This window comes from Hadarchaeum sp. (SeqCode), assembly GCF_049969415.1.
Lineage (GTDB): Archaea > Hadarchaeota > Hadarchaeia > Hadarchaeales > Hadarchaeaceae > Hadarchaeum.
Map to the genome: position 1 here is coordinate 1 of NZ_JBMFOX010000017.1, position 26030 is coordinate 26030.

The 26030-nt window shown below is 49.7% G+C and carries 29 protein-coding genes; 18 read left to right on the plus strand and 11 right to left on the minus strand.

Translation table 11 applies throughout. The features are described 5' to 3' along the window. From ACP5PX_RS04930 to ACP5PX_RS04945, 4 genes are all read right to left on the minus strand, one after another. The coding region (locus tag ACP5PX_RS04930) for an imidazolonepropionase-like domain-containing protein (RefSeq protein ID WP_428084611.1) at positions 1 to 141 on the minus strand (141 nt) is incomplete at its 3' end. 20 nt (positions 142 to 161) lie between these two features. Beyond that, on the minus strand, positions 162 to 1928 hold the full coding sequence (locus ACP5PX_RS04935) for an aldehyde ferredoxin oxidoreductase family protein (protein ID WP_428084558.1): 1767 nt from the start codon (positions 1926 to 1928) through the stop codon (positions 162 to 164). A gap of 59 nt (positions 1929 to 1987) precedes the next feature. Next, on the minus strand, positions 1988 to 2476 hold the full coding sequence (locus tag ACP5PX_RS04940) for a (2Fe-2S)-binding protein (protein ID WP_428084560.1): 489 nt from the start codon (positions 2474 to 2476) through the stop codon (positions 1988 to 1990). A 1-nt stretch (position 2477) separates the two neighbouring features. Beyond that, positions 2478 to 3359 (minus strand): FAD binding domain-containing protein, encoded by an 882-nt coding sequence (locus ACP5PX_RS04945; protein WP_428084562.1) that lies wholly within the window; start codon positions 3357 to 3359, stop codon positions 2478 to 2480. Positions 3360 to 3434: 75 nt separating this feature from the next. On the opposite strand from ACP5PX_RS04945, the gene ACP5PX_RS04950 reads away from it, so the two are divergent. Beyond that, on the plus strand, positions 3435 to 4658 hold the full coding sequence (locus tag ACP5PX_RS04950; RefSeq protein WP_428084564.1) for an amidohydrolase family protein: 1224 nt from the start codon (positions 3435 to 3437) through the stop codon (positions 4656 to 4658). A gap of 35 nt (positions 4659 to 4693) precedes the next feature. Here ACP5PX_RS04950 and ACP5PX_RS04955 read toward each other — a convergent pair whose 3' ends face one another. From ACP5PX_RS04955 to ACP5PX_RS04980, 6 genes are all read right to left on the minus strand, one after another. Next, positions 4694 to 5887, minus strand: coding sequence for a Glu/Leu/Phe/Val family dehydrogenase (locus ACP5PX_RS04955; RefSeq protein ID WP_428084566.1), 1194 nt, complete (start codon positions 5885 to 5887; stop codon positions 4694 to 4696). Beyond that, the gene (gene thrC / locus ACP5PX_RS04960; RefSeq protein ID WP_428084568.1) at positions 5887 to 7077 is read right to left on the minus strand and encodes a threonine synthase; all 1191 of its coding nucleotides are present in this window, start codon (positions 7075 to 7077) and stop codon (positions 5887 to 5889) included. The genes ACP5PX_RS04955 and thrC overlap by 1 nt, the downstream gene beginning before the upstream one ends. Before the next feature lie 2 nt (positions 7078 to 7079). Further along, positions 7080 to 8093, minus strand: coding sequence for a homoserine dehydrogenase (locus tag ACP5PX_RS04965; RefSeq protein WP_428084570.1), 1014 nt, complete (start codon positions 8091 to 8093; stop codon positions 7080 to 7082). Continuing rightward, positions 8093 to 8596, minus strand: a complete 504-nt coding sequence (locus tag ACP5PX_RS04970) for an amino acid-binding protein (RefSeq protein ID WP_428084572.1) — start codon at positions 8594 to 8596, stop codon at positions 8093 to 8095. The genes ACP5PX_RS04965 and ACP5PX_RS04970 overlap by 1 nt, the downstream gene beginning before the upstream one ends. 100 nt (positions 8597 to 8696) lie before the next feature. Next, the gene (locus ACP5PX_RS04975) at positions 8697 to 9305 is read right to left on the minus strand and encodes a hypothetical protein (protein WP_428084573.1); all 609 of its coding nucleotides are present in this window, start codon (positions 9303 to 9305) and stop codon (positions 8697 to 8699) included. Between the two features lie 465 nt (positions 9306 to 9770). Further along, the gene (locus tag ACP5PX_RS04980; RefSeq protein ID WP_428084575.1) at positions 9771 to 10586 is read right to left on the minus strand and encodes a hypothetical protein; all 816 of its coding nucleotides are present in this window, start codon (positions 10584 to 10586) and stop codon (positions 9771 to 9773) included. 189 nt (positions 10587 to 10775) lie between these two features. On the opposite strand from ACP5PX_RS04980, the gene ACP5PX_RS04985 reads away from it, so the two are divergent. The 3 genes from ACP5PX_RS04985 (at position 10776) to minD (ending at position 13084) form a co-directional block, all read left to right on the plus strand. Beyond that, complete coding sequence (locus ACP5PX_RS04985) at positions 10776 to 11150, plus strand: LAGLIDADG family homing endonuclease (protein ID WP_428084577.1); 375 nt, start codon at positions 10776 to 10778, stop codon at positions 11148 to 11150. A 31-nt stretch (positions 11151 to 11181) separates the two neighbouring features. Beyond that, positions 11182 to 12174 carry a tyrosine--tRNA ligase gene (locus tag ACP5PX_RS04990; protein ID WP_428084579.1) on the plus strand — a complete coding sequence of 331 codons (993 nt, stop codon included), beginning with the start codon at positions 11182 to 11184 and terminating at the stop codon, positions 12172 to 12174. An 85-nt stretch (positions 12175 to 12259) separates the two neighbouring features. Then, entirely contained in the window at positions 12260 to 13084 is an 825-nt protein-coding gene (gene minD, locus ACP5PX_RS04995; protein WP_428084580.1) for a cell division ATPase MinD, read from the plus strand. 8 nt (positions 13085 to 13092) lie between these two features. Here minD and ACP5PX_RS05000 read toward each other — a convergent pair whose 3' ends face one another. Then, on the minus strand, positions 13093 to 13434 hold the full coding sequence (locus ACP5PX_RS05000; protein WP_428084582.1) for a DUF3147 family protein: 342 nt from the start codon (positions 13432 to 13434) through the stop codon (positions 13093 to 13095). Between the two features lie 100 nt (positions 13435 to 13534). Between ACP5PX_RS05000 and ACP5PX_RS05005 the strand changes: the two genes are divergently transcribed. The 14 genes from ACP5PX_RS05005 to ACP5PX_RS05070 all read left to right on the plus strand — a co-directional run. Then, complete coding sequence (locus ACP5PX_RS05005; protein WP_428084584.1) at positions 13535 to 14590, plus strand: glycosyltransferase; 1056 nt, start codon at positions 13535 to 13537, stop codon at positions 14588 to 14590. A gap of 9 nt (positions 14591 to 14599) precedes the next feature. Next, on the plus strand, positions 14600 to 15946 hold the full coding sequence (locus ACP5PX_RS05010) for a glycosyltransferase family 39 protein (protein WP_428084586.1): 1347 nt from the start codon (positions 14600 to 14602) through the stop codon (positions 15944 to 15946). 73 nt (positions 15947 to 16019) lie between these two features. Then, the gene (locus ACP5PX_RS05015; RefSeq protein ID WP_428084588.1) at positions 16020 to 17111 is read left to right on the plus strand and encodes a hypothetical protein; all 1092 of its coding nucleotides are present in this window, start codon (positions 16020 to 16022) and stop codon (positions 17109 to 17111) included. Between the two features lie 138 nt (positions 17112 to 17249). Next, complete coding sequence (locus ACP5PX_RS05020; protein ID WP_428084590.1) at positions 17250 to 17801, plus strand: macro domain-containing protein; 552 nt, start codon at positions 17250 to 17252, stop codon at positions 17799 to 17801. Then, positions 17802 to 18572, plus strand: a complete 771-nt coding sequence (locus ACP5PX_RS05025; protein WP_428084592.1) for a TatD family hydrolase — start codon at positions 17802 to 17804, stop codon at positions 18570 to 18572. It begins immediately after the preceding gene. Between the two features lie 43 nt (positions 18573 to 18615). Beyond that, on the plus strand, positions 18616 to 19536 hold the full coding sequence (locus tag ACP5PX_RS05030) for an ABC transporter ATP-binding protein (protein WP_428084594.1): 921 nt from the start codon (positions 18616 to 18618) through the stop codon (positions 19534 to 19536). Beyond that, a complete protein-coding gene (locus ACP5PX_RS05035) occupies positions 19526 to 20308 on the plus strand; it encodes an ABC transporter permease subunit (RefSeq protein WP_428084596.1) in 783 nt (260 codons plus the stop codon). Before ACP5PX_RS05030 ends, ACP5PX_RS05035 begins: the two co-directional genes overlap by 11 nt. Positions 20309 to 20317: 9 nt before the next feature. Next, entirely contained in the window at positions 20318 to 20596 is a 279-nt protein-coding gene (locus ACP5PX_RS05040; protein ID WP_428084598.1) for a lipoate protein ligase C-terminal domain-containing protein, read from the plus strand. A 1-nt stretch (position 20597) separates the two neighbouring features. Then, positions 20598 to 21353, plus strand: coding sequence for a lipoate--protein ligase family protein (locus tag ACP5PX_RS05045; protein ID WP_428084600.1), 756 nt, complete (start codon positions 20598 to 20600; stop codon positions 21351 to 21353). Beyond that, a complete protein-coding gene (locus ACP5PX_RS05050) occupies positions 21335 to 22282 on the plus strand; it encodes a radical SAM protein (RefSeq protein WP_428084602.1) in 948 nt (315 codons plus the stop codon). Before ACP5PX_RS05045 ends, ACP5PX_RS05050 begins: the two co-directional genes overlap by 19 nt. Before the next feature lie 39 nt (positions 22283 to 22321). Then, positions 22322 to 23314: a radical SAM protein gene (locus ACP5PX_RS05055; RefSeq protein WP_428084603.1), complete on the plus strand. Its 993-nt coding sequence runs from the start codon at positions 22322 to 22324 to the stop codon at positions 23312 to 23314. A gap of 67 nt (positions 23315 to 23381) precedes the next feature. Beyond that, entirely contained in the window at positions 23382 to 23807 is a 426-nt protein-coding gene (gcvH, locus tag ACP5PX_RS05060; protein ID WP_428084605.1) for a glycine cleavage system protein GcvH, read from the plus strand. Positions 23808 to 23816: 9 nt separating this feature from the next. After that, the gene (gene gcvPA, locus ACP5PX_RS05065; protein WP_428084607.1) at positions 23817 to 25199 is read left to right on the plus strand and encodes an aminomethyl-transferring glycine dehydrogenase subunit GcvPA; all 1383 of its coding nucleotides are present in this window, start codon (positions 23817 to 23819) and stop codon (positions 25197 to 25199) included. Next, on the plus strand, positions 25196 to 26030 hold an 835-nt coding region (locus ACP5PX_RS05070; protein ID WP_428084609.1), incomplete at its 3' end, for an aminotransferase class V-fold PLP-dependent enzyme. The genes gcvPA and ACP5PX_RS05070, both read left to right, overlap by 4 nt.

Consider the following 26030-nt stretch of genomic DNA (forward strand, 5'->3'; position numbering starts at 1 on the left):
GTGTTCCCGTCTCACCTCGGCGGCGGGACCGACAGCAGCGATCCTGTCCCCCTCGACCAGCACCGAGGCATCCCTGAGGACCTCGCGCCGGGGATTCATGGTGACGACGATCCCGTTGTCGATCAAGATCTTTTCAGCCATTTTTATCACCCCAAATCAGCTCACACATCCAAATTTAACCTTGGCTTTCCATCCTTCGTCCATCCTTGGAGCTCGTAGTACTTTTCCAGCATCAAATTGAACCCGGCTGGATCCACGCTTTTACCGCTGGCTGGACCCTCTCCTTCGAGCGGCTTCGCCATCATCTTTGGAAGGTAATCGTCTTTTCTGTCAAACCCATGCCTCACGTTAAATTCTCGGACCATGTTCCAGACCCTATTGCCAATGGACTTTAGCTGCTCGACGGAATAATCGTAGCCCAAGGCCTTTAGCCACTCACTGCCGAGATCCTCAAGATACACCGGACTGGAAAAGTCGCATATGGCCAAACACCACAACACCGAGTTGTTGTCGTGATCCTCCTTGACAAACTTGGGCGCCTTTTCATAGTCGAATGCGGCGTCGCCCCAGAAGGTCGTCGGCCCCACTACCCATGATCTCTTGTGGCATGCCCCCCGATCGCTCGTCGCATAGGCTAGAGCCATTCCCACACTGCCTCGCGGATCGTATCCTGGATAGCCCATCCCCTTGCACTCGACGGCGAATTCCCCGCCACCATAGACCGAAACCGCCTTCTTCAGACCATCCGCCAGAGTATCTCCCAGCTTGCCTTTCCGGTGAGCAATATCGCCTACAATCTGGATGCACTTTTCTACCTCTCCGAATTTTATGTCGAAAATTTTAATCCCCTCCTCATTGCACCTCATCAGCCAGCCGAGGATGTTCCCAGCCTCGATTGTGTCGATACCGTATTCTCCGCAGAGCGCGTCCAGCTTGGCTATGGCGCTGAGATCATCTATTCCACAATTCGGACCCATCATGGCAATCGTTTCGTATTCTGGGCCCTTCCTCGTCTCAATCTCAAACTTGCCCTTCAACCTCAGCGAATAGCCGCAGGCAAGCGGGCAGTTGTAGCAAGTCTTTCTTTCCTTTGTGCTTGCTTTGACCTTTTCCGGGCTTATGTTGTCGTATCCGGGAAATCTGCCCATTTTCCAACCGAACGAGGGTAAGAGGCCGGCACTTTGGGAAGAGAAAGTCGTTCCAGCCGTTCCGATCTGAATCGCCCACTGAGTTCCCGGATTCTCCCTCAACTTTTTCACGTAGGCGACGGAAAGGTCTTTGATCTCCTTAGGTAAAGACTGCGGGTCGCTTTTAACCACGACACATTTGAGGTTTTTGGAACCCATAACCGCCCCCGCCCCGCCCCGGCCGGCGTGGTGGGTCCCCCAGTCTGAGGAAATCGTAGCATACCTAACCATATTCTCGCCGCCGATGCCGATCCCGGCTATTTCAACACCCTTGCCGAACTTTTGGTAAAGCTCGACAACGCTCTTCCCCTTCAAATCCGGTGCGGTAACCAGCTCGGCCCTTCCGTGGTCCACCAGGAGGTAGCACATTTCCTTGGCTTTCCCCTCAAAGATGATTCCGACGTGGTTGGGAAGGCCGAACCTCAGCTTGGCTGGAAACATGCCGCCAGAATAAGAGTCCAAAAAGGTTCCGGTGAGCGGTGACTTTGTGCTGACCACCAGCCTTGAAGTTGTGGGAGCAATTCCTGTCAACGGACCCCAGCTAAAAATCAGTTTGTTCTCTGGGGAAAAGGGATCTACGCCCGGCTTTAACTCCTTCAGTAGGTAAAAGGCGGCGACCCCTTTTCCTCCGATAAGTTCTTTTGCCCTGCTGTCGAGCGGCTCGGATTTTATCGAACCGCTGGTCAAATTCACGCGAAGAATTTTTTCTAACTTTAAATTTTCAGTAATTTTTTCACCCATAAAAATTATCAAAAAGAATATTAATCATTTTCTATCATCAAAGTCGGTAATTGGCCAGCTTACTTTTTCAGCTTTTTTGAAGCCTTCAGTATGGCCTTTACTATTTTTACATAACCGGTGCACCTGCAAAGGTTACCGTCAATAGCACGTCTTACCTCTTCCTCAGTCGGGTTCGGGTTTCTCTCGAGAAACGCCTTGGCCGCCAAAATCATGCCCGGAGTGCAGTACCCACACTGTATCGCGCCTTCTTCGATGAAGGCCTCTTGAAGCGGGTGCAACTTGCCCTCGCTCGAGATCCCCTCAATCGTGACGATCTTCCTGCCCTCTGCTGAGGCTGCAAGCACTAGACAAGAAGTCATGGGCTTACCATCAATAAGTACGGTGCAGGCGCCGCACTCACCCGTCCCACATCCATACTTAGTCCCCGTCAGTCCTAGCTGGTCTCTGATCACCTGTAAAAGCGTCCAGTGTGGCTTTACCTCGACCTTATAATTCTTTCCATTAACGTTCAACTTAACGCGAATTTTTTTCTGGCCTTTTGCCGCCAATTCAACCACCTTTGAATCTTTCCAGAAGGGTAAGCAAGGCCCGCCTTGTTAATACCTCGGCGACGGCCCGGCGATATTCGGCCGGGGCCCTGATATCACTTATCGGCTTCGTCTCTTCGGCGGCCTTTTTAGCCACCACTTCCAAAGATGGGGCAATTTCTTCCAGCTTTTTTCCGACCAGCAAGGATTCCGCCTTCTTTGCCCTTATTGGGGTTGGCGCTACCGCACCGAGGACTATCCTAGCGACCTTGCAGATGTCACCATCAACCGTCAAACGAACCGCGACGTTAACTTGGGCGATATCCTCACTGGTCCGGCCCTTCTTGAAAAAGACCGCCTTGGTGCCGCCCGGAGCTTTAGGCACAAATATTTCTGTGAGAATTTCCCCCCGTCTCAAAACCGTCTTCTTTGGGCCCAAGAAGAAATTCTCAAGCAAAACCTTCCTTTTACTGCGTGGCCCGGTTATTCTGGCCTCGGCCTCCAAAGCTATCAGGGACGGGGGCATGTCGGCTGAAGGTGCCGCGTTACAGATGTTCCCCCCGATCGTGGCGTAATTCTTCGTTATTGGCGTCCCCATGTCCAAAGTTGACTTCGCAATCACATCATACGGCTCAACGTTCAACAACGGCGAATCTGCAATCTCATTCAAAGTGGCCAGCGCGCCAATTCTTATCCCGCCGCCTTCTTTTTTAATGTAGTCCAGCGGTAGGCGAGAAATATCGATTAAGTATTCCAAATGAGACGGCTTCACCACGAGCAGATCGGTTCCCCCGGCCAAAACTGCCGCTCTCCGCCCGAATTTTTTGAGGAGACCTACCGCTTCCCCCACAGTGATCGCTCGAAAATATTCCTTAGGTCTGAAAGGCATCTTATCGGTAAGCATTTTTCCGGTGACCTAAAAAATCTTTCTAAAAAAAGAAATTAATATCTCGGTCGTAAAGATTAACCCTGGGGCGAGATGAACAGCGAAATAGACCTTCTTGTCAAAAACGCGAGGATGATTGATGGAGACAAACTTGTTGACATAGCGATCTCGGGCAAAAAAATAGCCTTGGTCGGTGAAGAGGTAGCTTTGCCCGCGAAGCTGAAGCTAAACGTTGCCGGAAAGTTGACCATTCCTGGCTTTATCGACGCCCATATGCACCTAGATCATGCCTGTCTTGGCGGCGACGCAAAATGGATCCCGCGGACCCACGAAGAATCAGAAAAAATTATCAGAGAAGGAAGAAAATTGATAGATTCCAATGGTGTGAAAGAAGTGGCGGCGAAGGCGGCGAAAGCGGTCTTGAAAAATGGTACCACTGCGATAAGAACCCACGTTAACGTTGACCGGCTCTTCGGACTGAGAGAGCTAAAAGCCATTTTGGAGTTCAAAAGGGAGTGCGCAGAGTGGATGGATCTGCAGATAGTCGCCTTCCCATCACGAGAAGCCTTAACGCGTTCGAGCGAAAGTGAATCACTTCTGAAACAGGCGATGAAGCTCGGCGCTGACGTGGTCGGTGGTTTGCCGAATGTGGACCCTGACCCAGATGGTTATTTGGAAATTATTTTTGACCTGGCCAAGCGATACAAGGCAAAAATTGACCTCCACGTTGATGAAACGAACGACTCGAAGAGCCGAGTGCTCGAACTTTACGCTGAAAAAGCTCTGGAAAACGAATATGTGGGAAAGGTGGCAGCGAGCCACTGCAGCGCGCTATCTGCCTACCCTCAGAAATACGCTAAAAAAGTGATAAACATAGTCAAAGAGGCCGAGATGAGCATTATCGCGAACCCATTTACGAATATTTACATTCTCGGCCAGAATGACAAACCCAACGGCATCACCAGAGTCAAGGATTTGCTTGACTCCGGCGTAAACGTCTGCTACGCCACCGACAACTTTAACGATGGTTATAATCCACTGGGTAATGGGGACATGCTGCTGGCAGCGCTTTTCTTGGCATATCACCAGCGTCTTGACGGCAAGTACTCCTTTTCGAAACTGCTGGAAATGGGAACCACGTCGGCGGCTAAAGCTACAGGGATTTTGGAAAATTATGACATCGAGGAAGGCGGACAAGCGGATCTGGTGGTACTCGACGCTGAAACGCCGTGGGAGGCCATCGTGTTTCAAGCAAAAAGATCTCTTGTGATTAAAAAAGGTAAAATCGTGGCAAAGGATGGTGTCCTAGTCATCTAGTCTGCGCTAATTTTTAAAATATGGGCTTGCATTTTTCAAAGCCAGCCCCTTGAATACATCGTGTCGACTATTCTGGTGGCGGCCAGCGCCAAGGCGGACTTTCTCAAATTCACCCCATTTCTCACCGAAAAATGCAGGGTTTCCTCAAACGCCTCTAAAAGAGTTTCTTTTATGACTGCAAAGGTCTCCCCCTTTCTGGTCTTGGCTCCGGACTTACCCTCGCGCCACTCAATATAGCTGGCAACCACGCCGCCCGCATTGGCAAGGAAATCCGGGACAATTATTTTTTTGTTCTTGAGGAGTATCTCGTCGGCCTCCTGGGTAACGGGAGCATTGGCACCCTCGACTATCAAATCGGCCTTGATGTTGGCCGCATTTCCTGTATTTATCACTCCGCCAACGGCTGCAGGGATGAGAAGGTCGACATCAAGCTCGAGCAGGCTTTGATTAGTTATTTGGCTGCCACCGAAGCCGCTGACCGTGCCCGTTCTCTGGAAATAATTTTTAAGATCCTCGAGGTTTATGCCTCCGGCGTGGAACGTGCCGCCACGCACGTCGGAAACGGCAACTATCTTGGCGCCCATCTTCGACAAAAACTCACAGGTCCAAGAGCCAACGTTTCCAAAACCCTGCACCGCAACGGTGACGTCGGATATTTCTTTTTTCAAAAACTCCCGCACGGCCCTCTCAGCAACAACCGAAACACCATAACCGGTGGCCTCCTTCCTTCCGGGAAGGCCTCCGATACCGATGGGTTTGCCGGTCACAGACTCTCTGAGATGTGTTTCTCCAAAAATCGCGGCCATCTCGCTGGGGCCGGTACCTATGTCGGGAGCGGGGACATAATGCCCCGATAACAGTTCATTCCGGAGCTCATGGGCATAAGCACTCATAATAATCTGTTTTGATTCCGGCGGCAGATTGCTGTCTGCAGCTATGCCTGACTTCGCCCCACCGAAAGGCAGATCCATCAAAGCATTTTTGTAGGTCATTATCTCGGCCAGCTGGGCGACCTCTTCCAAAGTAACGTCACTCGACATTCTCACGCCGCCTTTTCCCGGCGGACCGCGTGCGGCGCTGTGGTAGACCAAATACACATAGATGAAACCACTTACGCCCGGAACGTGTCTTCTTATCCGACACCTTATGATCCTATCCGGCTCGCTCAACAATCGATATGCCTTCTCCGGCATGCCCACGAGCTTAACTATCTCTTCATCCAAAAGCATCAGGTTCGCCCCCACCTATGCTGAGGAACCGCCGTTTTTATAGCTTCCTCAGGGTCCTTCAGCATGTGCCCAGTGGCAACGCAGACGACGACATCGTCCTTTTTTATTTCTCCCTGATGCACCAGCTTCCGGAGCCCGGCGATTGTAGAAGCGCTGGCAGGTTCAACTCCAATCCCCTCCAGTCTCGCTAGGAGCTTTTGGGCCCGAATAATTTCACCATCGGAAACCGACTCCGCCGCCCCTCTCGAGTTTCTAATCGCCCTGATAGCTTTGGGGCCATTTACTGGATTGCCTATTCTAATGGCCGTCGCTATCGTCTCCGGCTTTTCCACCGGCTCGAAAGTTTCCTTACCTTCTTTTATGGCCCTTACTATCGGGCTTGCCCCTGCCGCCTGTATTCCGATCATCCGAGGGATTCCCTCAGTTATCCCGACTGATTCAAATTCCAAAAATCCCTTGTATATTGCCCAGATGTTGGCACAGTTGCCCATCGGCACCACTACTTCATCAGGGACCAGCCATCCCAGTTGGTCCGCGATCTCGTAACCTATTGACTTCTGACCTTGCAGCCGAAATGGATTCAAGGAGTTCAACAGATAAATGTCATTCCTTTGTTCACACAAGTTCCGGACGATTGCTAGGGCCTCGTCAAAGTTGCCTTTAACGGCCAAAACCTTGGCGCCATAAATCAAAGCCTGCACCAGCTTGCCCAACGCCACTTTGCCTCGGGGCAGAATAACAATGCAGCGCAGCCCTGCCCGGGAAGCATAAGCCGCAAGCGAGGCCGATGTGTTCCCGGTCGAGGCACAGGCAACCGTTTTAACGCCGAATTCAAGTGCCTTGGTCACACCCACCGTCATGCCCCGGTCCTTGAATGATCCCGTTGGATTGGCACCCTCAAATTTAACGTAAAGTTCCCGGACGCCGATCTCCTTCCCCAAACGATCGCATCTTATGAGCGGAGTTCCACCCTCGCCCAAACTAACTATCTTGGATTCATCGATAACTGGAAGAAAACTCCGGTATTTCCAAACGCTCGGCGGCTTTAGTTCAAGGTCCCTTTTTCTCAGCTTTTGCTTCAACTTGCCCAGCTCAAGCTCGACTTCCAAGAGTCCGCCGCACTTGGGGCAGGTGTAAAACCTCGAATTAATGTCGAATTTGCCGCGGCATTCTATGCATTCCAGCCACAAAATTAACCACCCAGAGTCCGGTGGACGTCTATCAGATCACCTAGCAGCGAGCTCGAGGTTTCCTTCGGCCCAGCCCCGAAACCCGTAATTGATATCTCTCCAGCCAAATCCAGCTTAAAGGTAACTGCATTCAAAGTTCCACTGACCGCGAGCGGGTGCCCTTGGGGTACCAGCTTGGGGCTTACCTCGAGGAGGTCCCGTCTTGCTGTCCCGACCAATTTTATCGTCTGTCCGGCCTCCTGTGCCAGTCTGGTGGCGTCAGGGGTAACCCTCCTGATTCCAGTCACTTTAACGTCAGAAAGTTTGGCGTCAATCCCAAGTACAGAGTTGGCCAAAATAGTTATCTTGCATGCTGTGTCTATTCCATCTATATCTAATGTGGGGTCCTTTTCAGCCAACCCGAGCTCCTGGGCTTCCTGGATGATCATTTCCTGCGGCACACCTTCAGCGCTCATGCGGCTCAAAATGTAGTTGGTGGTCCCATTGAGCACCCCCCGTATCTCTAAAATCTCGTTACCGCACAGCAGTTTTTTGGCCAGACCTATCACCGGAACCGCGCCACCGACCGAAGCCGAATATCTGAACTCCACACCTTGTTTTCGGGCCATTGAATCCAGCTCCTTAAAAGCAACCACCAGCGGCCCCTTGTTAGAAGTGATAACGTGCTTTCCAGATTGCATGGCCCGCTTGATGTGGGTCAGCCCTGGCTCGCCGGTTTTAATGTTCGTCGGTGTGAGTTCAAAAACTAGGTCAGCACTAACCTCTTCAATTAGATCGAGCGCAAGTTTGCCGCGCCTGCCGCCTGGATATTTCGCAACCGTCCCATGACTCTCAGCGGTTTTTAAAAGCCGAGGCAAATCCAATCCATTTTCGTCCACCGCCGCACCACACTCATCAGCTACCGCCACCACTTTAGGAATTAGCCCATAGGCTTTTTTGAAAAAATCGGCTTTCCCGATGAAGGCCCGGCAAATGCCCCTCCCCAAATTTCCAAAACCAACGATGATTATCCTCATTAAACCGCCTCAATTGAAGTTATCAGCAGCAGCTTTTTTCTTTCAGCAATTTCACGCAGTTTGAAAAGAGCCAGCCTAGAACGCTCTTTGTCATCGGCTGCGATAATCATGCGGGCTGAGGATTCGTGTCCCAGGCTTCCCACGGCGAGGTTAAGCTCAGACACCGTCACTCCTTTGATAGCATTGAGCTGATCTATTGTCTGCCTGATGTCCGTGTGAACGATGTGGCCCACCAGAATGGCTGTGGTAACTATCTCCCCTTCGCGCTCCCCCACCTGGGTAACCCGAACCCCGGCCTGCTTCAGCGCTACCAAGATTCTTTTGAGCGTTGCTTGGTCTCTTACCTCGAAAATCAACATGACCGGGAGACGTCCGAGCGGGGTCTTGCGTTCCCGTTGGTGCATGATGCTTTTGATATTGCCGCCGAATCTGGCGATTGGCTCCAGCCCTTTTAGGAGCTGTCCGGGCACATCCTCAAGTTCCATCACCATCTTCACGAGCATTCTACCGACCTTGTTTAACCATCAGCTGGCGGGGTGATAACCATTTCGAGTGTATTTTTCGATGAGCGAAAGCTTAATATCAGTAAGTTATGTCCGCCTTTCATACCACCCGGATTCGGCGCGGGATGCTGATTATTAGCTTTTCTTTCTCAACTTTTACTTTGTAGGATTGCCTTTCGGTCGAAGCCGGCAATGCCACGGTACAGAAATATTCCCGGCCAAGTTTTGGTGCCAATGCGTAAATTTCGACGGACTCGGGATAAAACTTCAGCCTAACGTTGTCCTCGCTTTCCACCCCTTCGGCGCAAATCGTTATTGTGACCTCGTTAAAGTCGACCGACACATTATATTCCGGTATCACTCTTTCCTTCAACCGTGCCGCCGGCCCTTCCTTTTCAGCCTCCGCTTTTCCAGGGGCCCTTTCCGGCTTCTCGGCCACCGGGACCGGTCTTCCTTTAACCAACGGCACCCGTACCCACTTCCCTGAGGGGCTAAAGCGTCTCACCTCTATCTTCGGCGGCCCCCGCCCATTACTGCTTATTGACACGCTGAAACCACTACCCTTAACGTAACCGCTAGGAGTTTTAACAACCCATTCGGAAGGTTTGGGGGTAATCTCCTGGAAGTGAAGCTCCTTTTCAATTTCTTCAAAATCCTTGAAAAATCGCTTCATCATCCGCTTGAAAAACTCATCGAATGGATCCGACATTCTTTGCACCCAGTATATGGTTGTCCCTGGGCCTTATAATCTTTGAAAATAAAAAAGAAAGCTGGGTTCTTAGTTCAGATGTCCTCTTCCCATTCATCTTCCGCTAGCGTGCACTCACCATCTGCGTAAAAATCACATTCCTCACAGCACTCATTTCGGTTTTCGCAGTCGTCATAAAGATAGCAGTTTTTACAACACTTTGGCACCAACTATTCCTCCAAACTAATTAGGTCGATAAAATTAACTAAATCTCGTTATTTAAACATTTCCCCAACGGTTTGGTCTCAACTCACAGAGAACTAAAACAACACGTAAAAACGCCCGCATACTTGTAGTAAGATGCGTGGGTTAACGGGTGTTCTCACCACAATCGTGCCGATGCATTTCTGCAGCCGCTTTTAGTGGGACAAATTAAAGTTATTAGTGTCTATTATTAGAAAAAGGTTTCAAAAAAACCGGGGAACATCAAAACGCCGGTATTTCCAATGTCTTCTTTTCGGGCAGCAAAGATTGGATTTGCCGGAGCAATTCATAGGATTCTCGTGGTATGATCCATTTTACGCCACGAGCATCCTCGGGGCTGGCCTGTAAAATGGAAAAATCATCTAATCGCCTCGGGTCAACCGGAACTGAAACTAAGCCGGTCTCCGGATTCAAGCTCATCGGCGTTAACAAGAGGCCTCGCTTGACCCGAAGCTCAGAGAGGAGGCAGGTTTGTTTTCCTCTGTTGAGCTTTATTGGGGAATCAACGCCTTGGACGGAGACGCCCAAATTTTGGTCAATCAAATAGCTCACAACATAATTCGTCAGGCTTCTCTGCATATCTCTAAGAACCCCAACACCACTGGACCAAGCCTCAAAAGGAATCGCCTCCAAAGGGATGATTAAATCAAAACCCAATCCTCCTGAATATTTCACCCATGGCTCTGGAGCCCCCACCTCATCAAGGGCCTTTACTATCCAAGAAGTGATTTCTCTGGCAAACCTTAATCCGCTCTCTGACCGCGTTGTCCAAACCAAATCAGAACCGATCGGGTTGCTAAAGTCGTCTAGATAATATCTCCAGTAGGAAGCATAAAACGCGGTTGCGCCGGCCGCCAAAACTCGGTCGATGTCTGACGGTTCCTCCAAACTGATTGGGTTTCGTTGCTCTGGGCTCAAGTACCGCTGAATGCTCCTTGTTTTTTGATTGTAAACGGCGCACTCACGGACGCCGGTGCTTCCACTAGCACTCGTGAAGTCCAAAATGGCGCGTCTCACGTCTTGGCGTTGGTAGTACATTGGTCTCCCCAACCGGTGTTTGGGTGGGTGTCTTTTAAAACCGGTTTTGGGGTGGGGGGTCTCCGAAAGTATTCCCGTAGCAACCAACCCCCCCATTTCCACTGGAGAATAAAGTATAATAGAAATCAAAAGTTATGTTACATTATGCACATAAACAAAACCCAAAAGGAGTTCGATAATGGTTGGGTTGTGGGTTTTATTGAAAGTGAAGGCGTTTTTACTATAAACACGATAAAAATAAGGAAAAAAACCAAAAAAGGGCAAAAAAATTACCAATATCACAATCCGGCATTTTATCTAGTCAGCCGTGACCGTTCGGCACTGGAAATAGTAAAGCAGATTTTAGGTATGGGGAAAATAAATCGGCACGGAGTAATTTTTCATCTCAACATCCGACGCAAGGACGAATGCATTGCTTTGGTAAATTTTTTAGAGGGACGACTAAAGTCCGCTTTTCGCGCCGAACAGTTTGAAAAATGGCGCCAGCTGGTTTTGGAGTGGAAATTAAGGGCGTGGGGAGAAGGCGAGACCACCGCCGCGCCACCAAGTTCACAAGCTTTTTGATGTTACCCCGCCCATTTCGTAAGGGGAAGAGATGAAACCCATTGATATTGTCCTGCGGGGCGTGGCTGAGGCAGTTACTGTTGGGGAGTTGCGTCAGCTCCTCGCCGGCGAAAAATTTTCCGCTTATTGTGGCTACGAGCCGTCGGGCAAGGTTCACTTCGGGCATGCGCTTACCGTTTCAAAGCTCATTGATCTCCAGCGAGTTGGGGCTCGCGTCACAGTGCTTTTGGCCGACTTGCACGCGTTTTTGAACCACAAGGGAACCTTAGAGGAGATCCGGAGGATAGCCGAATACAACAAGCACTGCTTTATTGCCTTAGGGTTAGACCCGAAACAAACCAACTTTGTGCTCGGGTCCAGCTTTCAGTTAAAACCAGAATATGTGTTGGACGTGCTGAAAATGGCCACCAACACCACCATCCTCCGGGCCCGCCGTGCTATGGCAGAGATAGCACGCCAGATCAAGGACCCCGATGTTGCGCAGACAATTTATCCGCTCATGCAGTCGGTTGACATCGCCCACTTGGGTGTTGACATCGCCGTTGGTGGAATAGACCAGCGCAAGGTTCATATGGTGGCACGGGAAATGCTGCCAGAACTTGGTTATAAGAAACCGGTATGCATTCACGTTCCGCTGCTGCACGGTCTTGATGGTGAGGCAAAGATGTCTTCGAGTAAGGGCAATTTTATTGCAGTCGATGATGATCCTGCCATGATAAAACAGAAGGTGGCGAAGGCTTTCTGCCCCCCCAAAATTGTGAAGGATAACCCGGTAATTGAGTACGTCGAGTATTTTGTTTTACCTGCGTTGGGCAAGCTGAGCGTTGACAGGCCGGAGAAGTATGGCGGGCCGCTCGAGATAGGTGACGCGGCCGAGCTTAGGAAAATCTATGCCGCAGGAAAGCTCCATCCAGCAGATCTTAAAACCGCTTTGGCCGAATCGCTCGTGAAGCTTTTGGCCCCGGTTAGGGAGTACTTCGACAAAAACCCTTGGGCCAGGCTTGAGTCGCAGAACCGACCTTAATTGAATTTTGCTCCAGTTGGCGTTTTTATGGCACAAATTTGGCTTTTTAAAGCAGAGTACCATAAATAAATGTCGGGGGCAGGGCTTGCGGTTCAAACCGCGATCGATTGCGATAACTTCAGGCAAGGGAGGAACGGGCAAAACAACGCTGACGGCCAACCTTGGCGTTGCTTTGGGCGCGCTGGGCAAGGATACCACAATTTTGGACGGAGACCTCGCTATGGCCAACCTAGCGATAGTGTTGGGTATGCACAAATGCGAGCGTTCTTTTTTGGATGCCTTGACCGGCGAGGCCGAGGTTAAGGATGTCATTTACAGAAACTATGGGATTAAAGTCGTGCCAATGGGCTTTCGCTTCGAGGACGCGCACGAGGTGCTCACCAAAGTGAAGCGCGACCGGGTTGAGGAAATCATAGGTGAGCTCCTCAGACAGACGGAATTTCTTCTCATCGACGGTGCGGCAGGAATCCAAGATGCTACGATTATTTCCATCGCAGCAGCCAGGGAGATGATACCCGTCTGTAACCCGACTTACACCAGTCTGGTCGATGCCTACAAAATTGTTAGGTTGGCCAACGTTTTGGGTTCATGGACCCGCGGCGTGGTGGTGAACCGCACTGGAAAGAGAGCCGACCTTTCCACAGAAGAAGTGGAAACTTTTATGAGCCGTGCGCTTGGTGCCATGCCTATTTTGTCCGAGATACCGGAGGACCCGAAAGTTCAGGAGGCAGAACTTGCTGGGATTCCTGTCGTGGTATATGAGCCAGATTGCGAAGCTTCGGTGACGATAGGTAACTTGGCGAAGCTAGTGGCGGGAGAGGCGAACCTACCCTATGTGCCCTATGAGGAACGTGCGATTGCCGAGACCACTGCTAGATTGGTCCGCGCTTTAACCGGCCGCACCATTTGAAGACATTTTCAAGGCACAAGGCCCGTTAGCAGAGCTGCCGCAATGATGAAGACCAACCCAGCAATGAGAAAGCTGACTGCGATGCCGAACTTGGGTAGAGTCAGGTAAAGCGAAATGGCGAAGAAAACATTTGAGACCATTGCCAAGACCACGCCCCGCGACAGCTCAGCTGCAGAATCTAGACCTCGGTGCAAATACTCCAGGAAGATTACCGCCGCAGTTCTAATTGGGGCCCCGGCTAGGATGCCTCCTGCGGTTGGCCCCAGCAGGGACGCCACTAGCAGCGCTCCGGAAACCAGAATTCCACCAACGATGAAGTCAAATAGAACGTACCTCACGCTTAGCTTCATTTATCAAAACCTCCAATCTTTTTCATTGTTTTTGACCTTAAGTCTCTTTGTCAGGCACTCTGGTCAGTGTTTTTTATTTTAATCCAACGCCTTCAGTATTGTGGTCGAACTTTCCATTATAGTCCCAACTTATAATGAGGCAGAAAATTTAGAGCAGCTGGTCAGCGGCATTTTTAAATCGCTGCAGGGTCGAGATTTTGAGCTAATAATCGTGGATGACAATAGCCCGGATGGAACGGGAAAGCTGGCTGATGAGCTGGCCCAGCAACACAAAAATATTAGGGTCGTTCACAGGCCGGGAAAGCTGGGTCTGGGTACGGCTATACTTGATGGTATGGCTTTTGCCCGCGGAGAAATCATCGGCGTTATTGATGCAGATTTGCAGCACCCTCCCGGGGTGCTGAGGAAGATGTTGGAGCGAGCCGAAGGTGGGGCCGACATAGTGGTGGCGTCACGTTACGTTCATGGTGGAGGTGTTGAGGGCTGGTCGCTGGTGAGAAAAATAGTTTCCAAAGGCGCGCTTTGGCTGTCTCACCTTTTTTTGCCCCAAACCAAAAACGTTAAGGACACTCTTTCAGGTTGTTTTCTCTTCAGAAAGAAGGTGGTCAAGGGAGCCTCGATTGATGTTAAGGACTTCAAGTTGCTCATTGAAATTCTGGTTAAAGGAAAATATGAACGGATCGTTGAGGTCCCGTATATCTTCCGGCCTAGGGTCGCGGGTAAAAGCAAGCTGGGCGCAAGGCAGATATTCAGTTACATGAAGCAGCTGCTCCGGCTTTCAGAATACAGAATATTGAAGTTCATGGCGGTGGGAGTTTCAGGCATATTTGTCAATAATGGAATACTTTGGCTGCTGGTTGCGTCGTCGATTCTTCCCCCACTTTTTGCCGAGATATTTTCGATTGAGGCGTCAATTCTCAGCAACTTCATCTTGAACAATTTCTGGACATTCAAAGGCAGGGCTTCCGGAGGGATTATTTACCGCTTGTTGAAGTACCACGGATCGGTGTTGGTCGGGGCCGTTGTCAACTACGTGGTTTTTGCGTTGCTGTTGTCTTTAGGTTTGCATATATTAGTGGCGAATACCATCGGCATCCTGATCGGTTTTATTTTTAACTATCTCTTAAGCGAGACATTTGTCTGGAGGTGGGTGTGAGGTGAAAATTTGCGGTTGTTAAGAGTAGGCCAATTAGACGAAAGGCGGACCATATGCATAATAATCGCAGTTGCGTTGGCTGCCGCTTTTGTTTTTTTCAGCGTGGATCTTGCCGCGCGCATGCAGGGAACTTCTGGTTATGTTGCGGATGAAACTTGGTACGTTATTTCCGCCAGAAACATCTTGAGGGAAATTTTCGGTGTTCAGCCCAGATATATTGATTCTGAAGGCAGGCAAAATTACACCGTTTTTTTCAGATCTTATGCGGCTTTAAAAGAAGATAATCAACGGTTCATAGACTTTATTGAGGCCAACTTTGGTGGGGTTGTAATTAAGGATTATGAAAAAGTGGCCGCTATTTCAGTGGCTACGGTCAAAGAGTTAAATCGGAGCGCGGTTTCGGAAGCTTTTCCCCAGGTCAAACTAGTCCAGAGCGGGTATTGTTATCCGGATGTTTCCGGTGCTGACACTTACATGAACGCCGAGCACCCACCACTGGCAAAATACCTAATTGGGGCTTCAATGCTCCTCTTTGGCGACCAACCAATGGCGTGGAGAATACTAGGTATTTTCGCTGGTGCCTTGGCCCTCTTGGTGACTTACTTTTTCGTCGCGCGGTTGTTGAATAATGAGGTTGCGGCGCTTCTGGTCTTTCCACTTGCTCTCGCCGACCCCATCCTAAGGGCGATGTCATCGGTGGCCATGCTTGACATTTACGTGGTTTTTTTCCTGTCCCTTTCCATGTGGTTTGCGCTGCGCAGAAGTTACTTTTTATCGGCGGTTTTCATAGGGTTGGCTTCGGCTTCGAAGTTCACCGGTGTTTTTTCAATCGCGGCACTTTTCCTATTCATGTTGTTTCGCAGAGCCGGAGTCAAAAAAACGGTGTTTTATCCTTTTTTAGTTCCTCTTATAATTTGGTTGGGTCTTAACTCGCCCCTGATAATAAAATGGGGGATTCAGGGCTGGTTGAGGGAGATTCAAACTGGCCTGAATTGGTTTTTGACCTCAAGGCCTCCCGGGCCGGCGGTTTCCGATCCTTGGGGTTGGTTTGTGAACCAGAACCCCTTTACTTTGAATCTCAACCCAGACGTTGCCGCGGCCGTCAACCCGGCAGTTTACCTTTTGGGTCTGGTTTCTTTAGTGCTCACACCATACTTCGCTTACAAGTCTAATCGCGACGTCATAATCCCGGCCCTTTGGTTTTTGTTTACCTTTCTTGGTTATGTTTTGGTTTACATTCTCGGGAACAGGACCATGTACAGCTTTTACGTTGTGACACTTTCTGTGATGGCTTATGCCTTAGCGGCGGCTTTTTTGTTTTACATTTTTACCGTTTTAGAGAGACACTTCAAATAATTCTTAACATTTTCGCCTATAGACGAAAGTTTGGCTTGGGTTTTTCCCTTTTTAAAGGGCCAAAGCGGTCGTTTTGGTTGAGGTAATGGAAATGATGCGGGACGGAAGTCCAGATTGGAAGAAGGTGCTGCTTTTAGCGACGGCGCTGTTTCTAGTCGTTACCTTAATTCTGGCCCCAGCAGCTTCCGCCGCCAAGGATTCGGAAAAGCCGAACAATGGTCACGATAAAGGTGGCGTTGATGATAATAATCAAAAAAAGGATAAGAAAAATAAGGAAGCCGACAATAGCCCAGAAAACGTTGTGCCCCCAGAAAACCTAATTGATGATAATTTGGACGATCCAGAAATATCCGACAACAACGCCTCTGGTTTGGTTGATAATAACTTGGTTCAGCCAGATAACACGTCAGAGCAGAATGAAAATGTTTTTGATCTGTGGCCCGATTCGCAAGAGGACGGTATTCAGGATCAGCCACAAGATAATGATAATCAGAACTCTTTGAGTGATAGTGATGATGGTTGTTCAGCGGAGGAGCAGCCAGCCAGTCAACCAGCGGAGGAGCAGCCAGCCAGTCAACCAGCGGAGGAGCAGCCAAATAACAGTCCGTCTTATCAAACCTCATTCAACAGCCCAAGCCAGCAAGATATTTCAGAAAAGGAATCAGAAACGAGTTATTTTGATGCCCAGCTTCCATCTGAAAGTCAAGTCGGATTCGAAAATCAACCGGACAAAGTTAACGTAGTTCCTCAAGAGCCGAACGAACTTCAATCTGGACAGACTGTTGATGCAATCCGCCAAGACAATGTGGAAGATACTCAGTCAACGAAAACTGTTTTCGAAACTTCTCCAGAGCTGAGTTCAGTAAGCGCCGGCATTGCTCTTTCCAAAGAATTGTTTGTTTTGAGCTTCGGCTTCGGTTCCGTCTTGTTTGTCAAGCTGGCCCAGATTAAAATACAACAGAAGTATCTGTTTCAGCTCTTGAACCTACAAGCGACAATTTCACATTCCTTTACCCCAGCCCGCGTTCGTTTGGAGAAGTTTTACTTAGCGCATTTACGTTTTGGCAAGATAAAATGTAAGGCCGGTTTCACTAAGGAGGAGGCGCTGGCTTTTCTTAGTGAGTGTCAGAGACTCACGGTCTCGTTGGGCCGCAGATATTATTAATCTTGAAAATACTGGGGCGAGTTTGATTCCTGTTTTGGCAGGTTAACTCGGTTTAAATAACTGTTTGGAATTAACAACCACATTAAATTAGCTGTAGTAATTCTTGAAAATTCTTTAAATCTGGATGGGAGGAGTATAATGATAACAATGACCTCAGAAGTGACGATTGAGATTTTAGAAGGGGATATTACCAAACAGAAGGCAGATGCTATTTGCAACCCGGCGAATAGCTTACTGCTGATGGGCGGCGGTGCTGCCGGGGCAATCAAAAGGGCTGGCGGCGTTGAAATCGAAAAGGAAGCGCTGAAATATGCGCCTGTTCCGGTTGGTCAGGCCGTGGCAACCGGAGCCGGCAAGCTGAATTCGAAGTGGGTAATCCATGCACCCACGATGGAGCGCCCGGCGATGTCAACCACTGCCGAGAAAGTTTATCTGGCCACAAAAGCTGCCCTAGTTTGTGCTGAAAGAGTCGGCGCCAAAGAATTGGTTCTTCCCGGCATGGGCACGGGTGTTGGAGGAGTTTCTCCTGAAGATGCGGCAGAGGCCATGATGCGAGCGATAGCCGAATTTAAGCGTGAGGCTAAATCTTTGAAAAAGATCATTCTATGTGACATCGATCGAGAGATGGTTAAGGCTTGGCAAAAAGCAGGATTAAAGCCTGAAAACATTTTGACAAGTTGGGTTGATTAAATGAGTTTCATCGATTCTCACACTCACATTTATTTGAGAGGTGCCCAAGATTTGGAAGCTATGTCTGCGGCGGGCGTTGAAGGCGTTGTGATCTGCTCTTACTTCCCGGTAAAGCCGACCGGGCCCACCACTTTAATAGACTTGCATCGTTGGCTAGCTGAGGGCGAGTCGGAGCGCTTGAAGAATTATGGAATCACCGCTTTTCTGGCCGTTGGGATTCATCCGAGGTGCATTCCTTCAACCGGCGTCAACCAAGTTCTGGAGCATCTAGCATCTTTTTTTGAGTCAGGCAGAGCCATGGCCTTGGGCGAAGTTGGTTTGGAAACAGCTAGTGAAGAAGAGGCAAAGGTTTTGGTGAAACAGATTGAGCTCGCGAAAAGTTACGATTTACCCATGATTTTTCACACACCTCGGCAGAACAAGTCTCAGGTTTTTGATAGATTGCTGAAGCTAATTGGAAGCCAAAAAGTGGAGTGGTCAAAGGTGATCATCGACCATTTGACCTTAGAATTGGCTGCCCGGACGAAGACGCTTGGGGCCAACATCGGAATAACGGTTCAACCTGGAAAAATGGCGGAAAAGGATGTAATTTCTGTCGTTAACAACATTGGTGCGGAAGACATTATGGTAAATAGTGATTTAAGCAATCAACCGTCAGACCCGCTCACAGTACCTAAAGTTGCGCGGGCGCTGTGCGAAGCAGGCCTAAGTAAAGGCGATGTGGAAAAGGTTACTTACCTAAATGCTAAAATGGTTTTGAACTTTCGGTAGTGTTTTATTACTTCTGGGCGCATATGATTTTTTCGGTTTATACATGATTCGATTAGAGGGACTAACTAGGAAATTTAACGGCCTAACTGCGGTGGACAACCTTACCTTTGAGGTCAAAGAGGGCGAGATATTCGGACTTCTCGGCCCCAACGGCGCGGGTAAAACGACAACCGTTCGGATGCTGTGCTGTCTGATTAGGCCCACAAGCGGTCGGGCTTTCATTGGCGATTATGAGGTTGGACGTGATGCGATTAAAATTAGAGAAATAGTTGGACTCCTTCCGGAATCACCCGGTCTTTACGGGGAACTCAGCGCATATCGCAATCTCGAATTTTATGCCAAGCTTTACGGCGTCCCCAAGGAGAAGCGGGAGGAAAACATTGAGCGCTTTCTCAGGATGATGGGGCTCTGGGAACGGAGAAATGACCTTGTTGGCACCTTTTCCAAAGGTATGCAGCAGAAGATTGCCATTGCCAGATCAATGGTGCATGAGCCAAAAGTTTTGTTTTTGGACGAGCCGACGGCAGCTCTGGCTCCCGATTCCGCCAAGGTCGTCAGAGATTTCATCTTGGAGCTAAAGCATAAGAAACGGACGATATTCATCTGCACGCATAATCTATATGAGGCAGAGAGAATCTGCGACCGTGTGGCAATAATCAATACCAGACTGTTGGCTTTAGGTTCACCGGCGCAGTTACAGAGGGAATTTGGATCCGGGAAGACCGAGATTCAGCTTAAAAATCTGGGACCGAGAATTGTCAGGGCGGTGAAAAAAGTTAAAGGCGTGCTAAAAGTTGAAGTTTCTGGGGAAAAGTTGTTAGTCCAATCAAAAGAACCAGACACGGTGAACCCTAAGGTGGTGGAAGTGATCGTCAAAAACGGTGGTAAGGTCTTATACGTGACCCGCGGAGCACTGGGCCTAGAAGAGGTTTACCTAAAAATGGTGGGCAAAAATGAAGTTTGACCGGATTTGGGAGATTGCCAAAAAGGACATGGCCAGCGTTAGAAGGTACCGATATGTTCTGTACGGGCTGGTCGTCATGCCGCTCATATTTGCGATTGTGGTGCCAGTGGTATCTCTTTTACCAATCTTAAACGCTGAAAGTTTGTCCGGAGGAGAACTGCCGCCGTTTGCCACGCCAGGATATTCCCTGAAACAGGCGACGGTGATGGGAATGGTCTCCATGTTAAGCTTATTTTTCATGTTCATTCCCGCCTTTGTACCTTCAGTAATCGCCTCCTATACATTCGTTGGCGAAAAGATAAACAAACAGCTTGAACCACTCTTAGTCACGCCGACGACGGATTCCGAGCTGCTGTTGGGCAAGGCGCTGGGAGCTTTTCTCCCCGCAGTAGGCGTCACTTTTGCCTCGTTCGTGGGAATGGTAGTTTTAGTGGACTTGCTCACATTTCCTCTTTTCGGATTTTTGCTGTTGCCAAACCTAATATCTCTGACCATACTATTCATCTACTGCCCGCTGATAGCGATTCTTTCAGTTTCGGTTTCCGTGTTCATTTCTTCAAAAGTAAACGACGTCCGCGCCGCCATGCAGCTCAGCGGGGTTACTACCGTTCCGGTTCTTGGTTTTTACTTTTTGTTTTTAGGTGGGTTTTTGCGGCTGGATTGGGTCGAGCTGGCGCTGTTCGCGGCGCTGCTAATTTTCGCTGATTTGGGTCTCATTTACTTGAGCAAAAGGACCTTTCAGCGGGAGGAAATCTTGACCAAGTGGAAATAGGGTGGTGGTTTGAAGTACTCCGAGTTCAAGGCACCTAAGGGCGTCATAAAAGTCGAACTTTCACTATTAGGTGACAAAATTTCCGAAATCAGGCTGAGCGGCGATTTCTTCATTTATCCTGAGGAGGCTTTAGAAAAGTTGGAAAAAAGCCTTTTAGGGGCTAAAGTTGACTTTGACAGCCTGATGGCAGCCGTAAAGAATTTTTATCAAACAACGGGCGCGACAACTCCCCTGATAACTCCAGAACACTGGGTGGAAGCGATTCTTAAGGCGGCGAGGGGTCGATGAGATGGAGTGGAGATTACTGCCCTTGCGGGTGGACGATGCCTTCATGAGCATGGCGATTGAGGAGGCCCTGCTGCGGCTCAACTCAGAGGGAAAGGTGCCCAACACAGTCCGATTCTGGCGCTGGTCTCCCTCCGCCGTTTCTCTTGGCTGTTTTCAGAGCTTGGAGCGCGAGGTTGATCTTGAAGCTGCTAGGCGACATGGTGTTGACGTCGTCCGAAGAATTACTGGCGGCGGCGCCGTATTTCATGACCAGCAGGGGGAATTGACCTACAGTGTGGTTTGTAGAGAGAATGATATGCCTCGCGACATCGTTGATTCTTACAAGTTGATTTGCAACGGACTCGTGCAAGGGCTGGGTAACTTAGGGATTAAAGCCGAGTTCAGGCCAATCAACGACGTCCAAGTGAACGGTAAAAAGATTTCTGGAAGTGCTCAGACGCGGAGGTGGGGCTCGGTTCTCCAGCACGGGACAATTTTAATCTCACCAGACGTTAGGCTGATGTTTGAAATATTGAAGGTGAGCCCGGAGAAGATATCAGATAAATTTATTTCCTCTGTTTTTGAGCGAGTGACCACAATAGAACGCGAGCTGGGCAAAAGGCCTAGTGTCAAAGAAGTGAGGGAAGCAATGATAGCAGGGTTTGAGCGGGCGCTAAATATTGATTTGGTTGAGATGGATATTAGTAAAGCCGAGCTGGATCTCGCCGCCGAGATCCGGCCAAAATATGCTTCGCAAGAGTGGCTGAGGAAACGCTAATGACCATCGTGAATGAACAACAGGGGTTGTCGTTAAAGCTCAAGCATCGTCGTGAGCTTCTTGCGTGCTACCCACATCCAGCTTTTCCCACCATCTCAATCACTGGCAGCAAATGTGCGTTATCCTGTAAGCACTGCGGTCGCCACTACTTGAAAAATATGCTCGCCTGCACGACGCCGGAGGAATTGTACAAAAAATGCCTTGAGCTTTCTTTGAAGGGAGCGTTTGGAGTGCTTCTCAGCGGTGGTTTCAATGAAGAAGGCTATGTTCCCTTTGAGCCTTTCTTGGACGTGATTCGGAAGGTAAAGGACCGGACCGGGATTTTCATCAGCACTCACACCGGTCTGGTTCCAGAATGGCTGGCCAAAGAAATGGGCATCGCTGGGGTTGACCTAGCCGATTACGATTTAATAGGCAGTGAGGACACCATTAAATCAGTACTCGGCATCGAGAAAAAGGTCAATGATTACAGAAGTTCTTTGAAATCCTTGGCCCGGCATATCCCATACGTCGTACCTCATATCTGTATAGGTTTACATTTTGGGGAACTTCGAGGCGAGTTCAGAGCCTTGGAGTTGGCGTCGGAGGTAAACCCTTATTTGTTGGTCTTACTAGTTCTGGCACCGACGCCCGGCACCGGTTTCGGGGAATTGGAACCACCTTCAGCATCTGTTTTCAAAAAAGTTGCCATAAAAGCAAGAACCATGTTTCCGGAGATTGACATCTCGTTAGGTTGCATGCGCCCCCGTTTTCAAGATCGCCTTGGGCTAGAGCTAGCCGCTCTTGAGGCAGGCATAGACAGGATTGAACTGCCAGCGCAAAAAACGCTTGAAGCGGCTCGGAGGATGGGATTGACTGTTAAAAAATTATATGCGTGTTGTTCGGTCCCAGAGTCGGTGGTTAAGTCGAGTTTTGAACCTAACAGTTAATATTTTGCAGATTCAATTTGTGAAAGGTGGCATGCGTTCATGTTGGAACCTGCGCAAAACAGAAAATTAAGTAAAGTGAGGGTTGCTTTTGGTACTGGAGCAGTTCTTGGCCTGTGGCACGGCAAATTGATCGAAGCTCCGACAACAGCTCACTTTCTAACGTATTTTGAGGGCCGGTGTCGCGGTAACTGTAAGTTCTGTCCGCAAGCGCGCGAAAGCACGGCTGATCTGGAAATGCTTTCTCGTGTTGTTTGGCCAAAGTTCGATCTAGAGTCCGTTCTGACAGCTTTATCAGAAAATTCAGAAAAATTCAAGAGAGTTTGTATTCAAGCGGTTAATTCCCCTAGTGTCGTTGAAGTAATCGGCGAGCTTGTTTCCCGGGTTAGGGAAGTCTGCAGGCTGCCGATTTCCGTCTCCTGCCAACCGCTCACGCTCGAAGAATTGGAGAAATTGTCCGCCTCAGGGGTTGAAAGGGTCGGGTTGGCCTTCGATGCTGCGACTAAAGAGATATTCAGCAAAGTTAAGGGTTCTGAGTATTCCTGGGAAGGGCATATGGCGGCGCTGAAAAACGCCCAGTTGGTTTTTGGCGACAGGGTTTCAACCCATTTGATAGTTGGTTTGGGTGAAAGTGAGGAGGAGATGGTCAGAGCTTTGCAGTTCTTCCACGACGGCGGTGTAACCGTGGCGCTTTTTGCCTTTACCCCTATTCCTGGGACTCCCCTTTCCAAACAGCCACGACCCGATGTTGCCAGTTACCGCCGAGTTCAGCTGGCCAGATTCCTAATCGCCAATAACCTGGTCAGGGCTGAGGAAATGAAGTTTGAGGGGGGCCGGATTTTTGATTTTGGAGCCGATGGCGAATCTCTGAGAAAAATTGTGGAGTCGGGCGATCCTTTCATCACCTCAGGCTGTGCCGGATGCAATCGCCCCTTTTACAACGAGTCCCCACGCGGCCCGATTTACAACTATCCTCGAAAACCAAACCGAAGAGACCTCGACGAGATCAAAAAAGTATTTGGCCTACCAGGATAATCGGCAAACTTTTATGGCCCCAAACATTTAAGTAAAGCGCGCAAATTAGGCAGTTGAGGTGAGCACTTTGGCAACGTCCGAATATGAAGTCCGAGAGGGGTTCTTTTACAGCAAGGAGCATGAATGGGTTAAGGTGGAAAATGGCCAGGTTCGAGTGGGTATAACCGATTATGCTCAGGACAATCTGGGTGACGTGGTTTACGTTGAGCTCCCAGTAGTGGGCAGAAGGGTCAAGCAAATTGGCGAGCCAAAGAGCCGTGATATGGAGCTGGGCGCGGTTGAGTCGGTAAAGGCCGTCTCCACGGTTTACAGCCCCATCAGCGGCGAAGTCAAAGAGGTGAATAAGGCGCTTCAAGAGCGGCCCGAGCTTGTTAACACTAGCCCCTACGATGAGGGATGGATCTGCACTATTGCCCCCAGCGCGCTGGATAAGGAACTCAAGTTGCTGATGGACGCCAAGGCTTATTCCGAGTACTTGAAAAAGCTTGAGTAACTGGTGACAATGGTCCACCCTTACATACCGAACTCAGAGGAAACTCGCGAGCGGATGCTTCGCGAGATAGGCCTTTCCGACATAAGCGAACTTTTCATTGATATTCCTCACGAGGTCCGATTAAAAAGGGAGTTGAATCTCCCCTCAGCGATGTCGGAGCTGGAAGTCGTTAACCATGTTAAGGCAATTCTTTCCAAGAATAGGCCTTTTACTAAAATGCCCTCCTTTCTTGGGGGCGGTGTCTGGCCCCATTATATCCCGGCCCACGTGCGTCAAATAATCGAGCGCTCCGAATTCTTGACCTCTTACACACCTTACCAGCCCGAGAACTCCCAGGGGATGTTGCAAGCCCTTTTTGAGTATCAGAGCCTGATTGCCGAGCTGGTTGGACTTGATGTTGCCAACGCCTCAATGTACGATTGGGCGACCTCGCTGGGAGAGGCAGCCCTGATGTGTGCCCGGGTGACCGGGAGGAACAAGTTCGTTGTTCCAAAACTTATTTCCAAAGACCGCCTTTCGGTGCTTAGGAACTACACCGCAGGACCTTCTATCGAGATTGTTGAGGTGGGTTATGATGTAGAAAGCGGTCAGCTGAACTTGGGTCAGCTGGAACAGGTGGTGGGCAAGGACACGGCAGGGGTTTACGTTGAGAATCCAAGTTATTTGGGCTTTTTAGAGACGCAGGTCGAGGAGGTTGCTGAGCTGGCTCATAAAAATGGCGCGCTGTTTGTGGTCGGCGTAAACCCGATTTCCTTAGGCCTGCTGAAGGCTCCTGGAGACTACGGTGCAGATATCGTGATCGGTGAAGGGCAGCCACTTGGTAACCCGGTTTCTTTTGGCGGCCCAACGCTCGGCATTTTTGCCTGCCGCGGCGAGCCTAGGCTTTTGAGGCAGCTGCCTGGCCGCCTGATTGGAATGACCCAGACGATTGACGGTAAAGCTCGCGGTTTCACGATGGTCCTGCAGACGCGGGAACAGCACATCAGGCGGGAGAAGGCCACTTCCAACATTTGTTCCAATGAGGCCCTGTGCGCGGTCGCTGCCGCGGTTTTTTTGGTTACCCTTGGACCTGGGGGGCTGCGTAAGCTTGCGGAAATCTGTGCGGCCAATGCCAGCTATCTGATAAAGCATCTAAGCGGCATTGCCGGGTTAAAAGTTCCTATTTTTAAGTCGCCGCACTTCAACGAGTTTACTCTTCAGCGGGTCGGCGGCAGCATCGACCAGCTGAATGCGGAGCTGCGCAAGCTGGGCATTCAAGGCGGAAAACCTCTGCTCAGAGAATTTCAAGAGCTCGGTGAGGCAGCCCTGATATGTACCACGGAACTTCATTCTAAGAAGAACCTAGATGATTTCATCATGTCAGTGAAAGAGATCCAGGAGGGTAAAGAATGAGCTACCATCAAGCACGTTGGACACGTGGGCCGTTTTTGGAGCCGCTGATCTTTGAGATGGAGAACAGTAGTTGCAAAGGATGTCTTTTACCAGAGGGTGTTCCCGCCAGCTTTAGCATCCCAGAAAAATTGATGCGAAACTCCATTGGGATACCGGAACTTTCCCAGCCCGAGATAGTGAGGCACTACATCAGACTCTCGCAGATGAACTACTGCGTGGATACCGGATTTTATCCTCTCGGCTCATGCACGATGAAGTACAACCCGAAGATTAACGAAGAACTGGCCAGTCTGGAAGAGGTAGTGAACATCCATCCGGATCAGGATGAAGAAACCGTCCAAGGAGCACTGGAAGTAATGTACCGTCTCGAGGGCCTCTTGTGCGAGATAACTGGGATGTCCCGAATGTGTTTGCAGCCGTCGGCGGGCGCGCATGGCGAGTTTTTGGGATTGTTACTGGTTCGAGCCTACTTCAAAGAAAAAGGTGAGAAAAGAAAGGAGGTCATCGTCCCCGACTCCGCTCACGGGACTAACTTTGCCAGTGCCGGAATGGCGGGGTTCAACGTCATTGTGGTGCCTTCAAATAGCCGCGGCAGGGTTGACCTCGAGGCGCTGCGGGCAGCCGTTTCGGAAAACACCGCGGCTCTCATGATGACCAATCCGAACACCTTAGGCCTCTTTGAGGATGAGATCTTGAAGATATCACAGATCATTCACGACGCTGGAGGGCTGCTTTATTACGATGGCGCGAATCTGAACGGGATAATTGGAAAGGCCCGCCCGGGCGACATGGGCTTCGACATAGTTCATTTAAACCTTCACAAGACCTTTT

What these genes read in the sequence shown, in the direction of transcription:
- ACP5PX_RS04935 (WP_428084558.1), bottom strand. Translation starts at nt 1,928, where the DNA reads ATGGGTGAAAAAATTACTGAAAATTTAAAGTTAGAAAAAATTCTTCGC.
- ACP5PX_RS04945 (WP_428084562.1), bottom strand. Translation starts at nt 3,359, where the DNA reads ATGCTTACCGATAAGATGCCTTTCAGACCTAAGGAATATTTTCGAGCG.
- ACP5PX_RS04950 (WP_428084564.1), top strand. Translation starts at nt 3,435, where the DNA reads ATGAACAGCGAAATAGACCTTCTTGTCAAAAACGCGAGGATGATTGAT.
- ACP5PX_RS04955 (WP_428084566.1), bottom strand. Translation starts at nt 5,887, where the DNA reads ATGCTTTTGGATGAAGAGATAGTTAAGCTCGTGGGCATGCCGGAGAAG.
- ACP5PX_RS04965 (WP_428084570.1), bottom strand. Translation starts at nt 8,093, where the DNA reads ATGAGGATAATCATCGTTGGTTTTGGAAATTTGGGGAGGGGCATTTGC.
- ACP5PX_RS04970 (WP_428084572.1), bottom strand. Translation starts at nt 8,596, where the DNA reads ATGCTCGTGAAGATGGTGATGGAACTTGAGGATGTGCCCGGACAGCTC.
- ACP5PX_RS04975 (WP_428084573.1), bottom strand. Translation starts at nt 9,305, where the DNA reads ATGTCGGATCCATTCGATGAGTTTTTCAAGCGGATGATGAAGCGATTT.
- ACP5PX_RS04980 (WP_428084575.1), bottom strand. Translation starts at nt 10,586, where the DNA reads ATGTACTACCAACGCCAAGACGTGAGACGCGCCATTTTGGACTTCACG.
- ACP5PX_RS04990 (WP_428084579.1), top strand. Translation starts at nt 11,182, where the DNA reads ATGAAACCCATTGATATTGTCCTGCGGGGCGTGGCTGAGGCAGTTACT.
- ACP5PX_RS05000 (WP_428084582.1), bottom strand. Translation starts at nt 13,434, where the DNA reads ATGAAGCTAAGCGTGAGGTACGTTCTATTTGACTTCATCGTTGGTGGA.
- ACP5PX_RS05020 (WP_428084590.1), top strand. Translation starts at nt 17,250, where the DNA reads ATGATAACAATGACCTCAGAAGTGACGATTGAGATTTTAGAAGGGGAT.
- ACP5PX_RS05025 (WP_428084592.1), top strand. Translation starts at nt 17,802, where the DNA reads ATGAGTTTCATCGATTCTCACACTCACATTTATTTGAGAGGTGCCCAA.
- ACP5PX_RS05030 (WP_428084594.1), top strand. Translation starts at nt 18,616, where the DNA reads ATGATTCGATTAGAGGGACTAACTAGGAAATTTAACGGCCTAACTGCG.
- ACP5PX_RS05035 (WP_428084596.1), top strand. Translation starts at nt 19,526, where the DNA reads ATGAAGTTTGACCGGATTTGGGAGATTGCCAAAAAGGACATGGCCAGC.
- ACP5PX_RS05045 (WP_428084600.1), top strand. Translation starts at nt 20,598, where the DNA reads ATGGAGTGGAGATTACTGCCCTTGCGGGTGGACGATGCCTTCATGAGC.
- ACP5PX_RS05055 (WP_428084603.1), top strand. Translation starts at nt 22,322, where the DNA reads ATGTTGGAACCTGCGCAAAACAGAAAATTAAGTAAAGTGAGGGTTGCT.
- gcvPA (WP_428084607.1), top strand. Translation starts at nt 23,817, where the DNA reads ATGGTCCACCCTTACATACCGAACTCAGAGGAAACTCGCGAGCGGATG.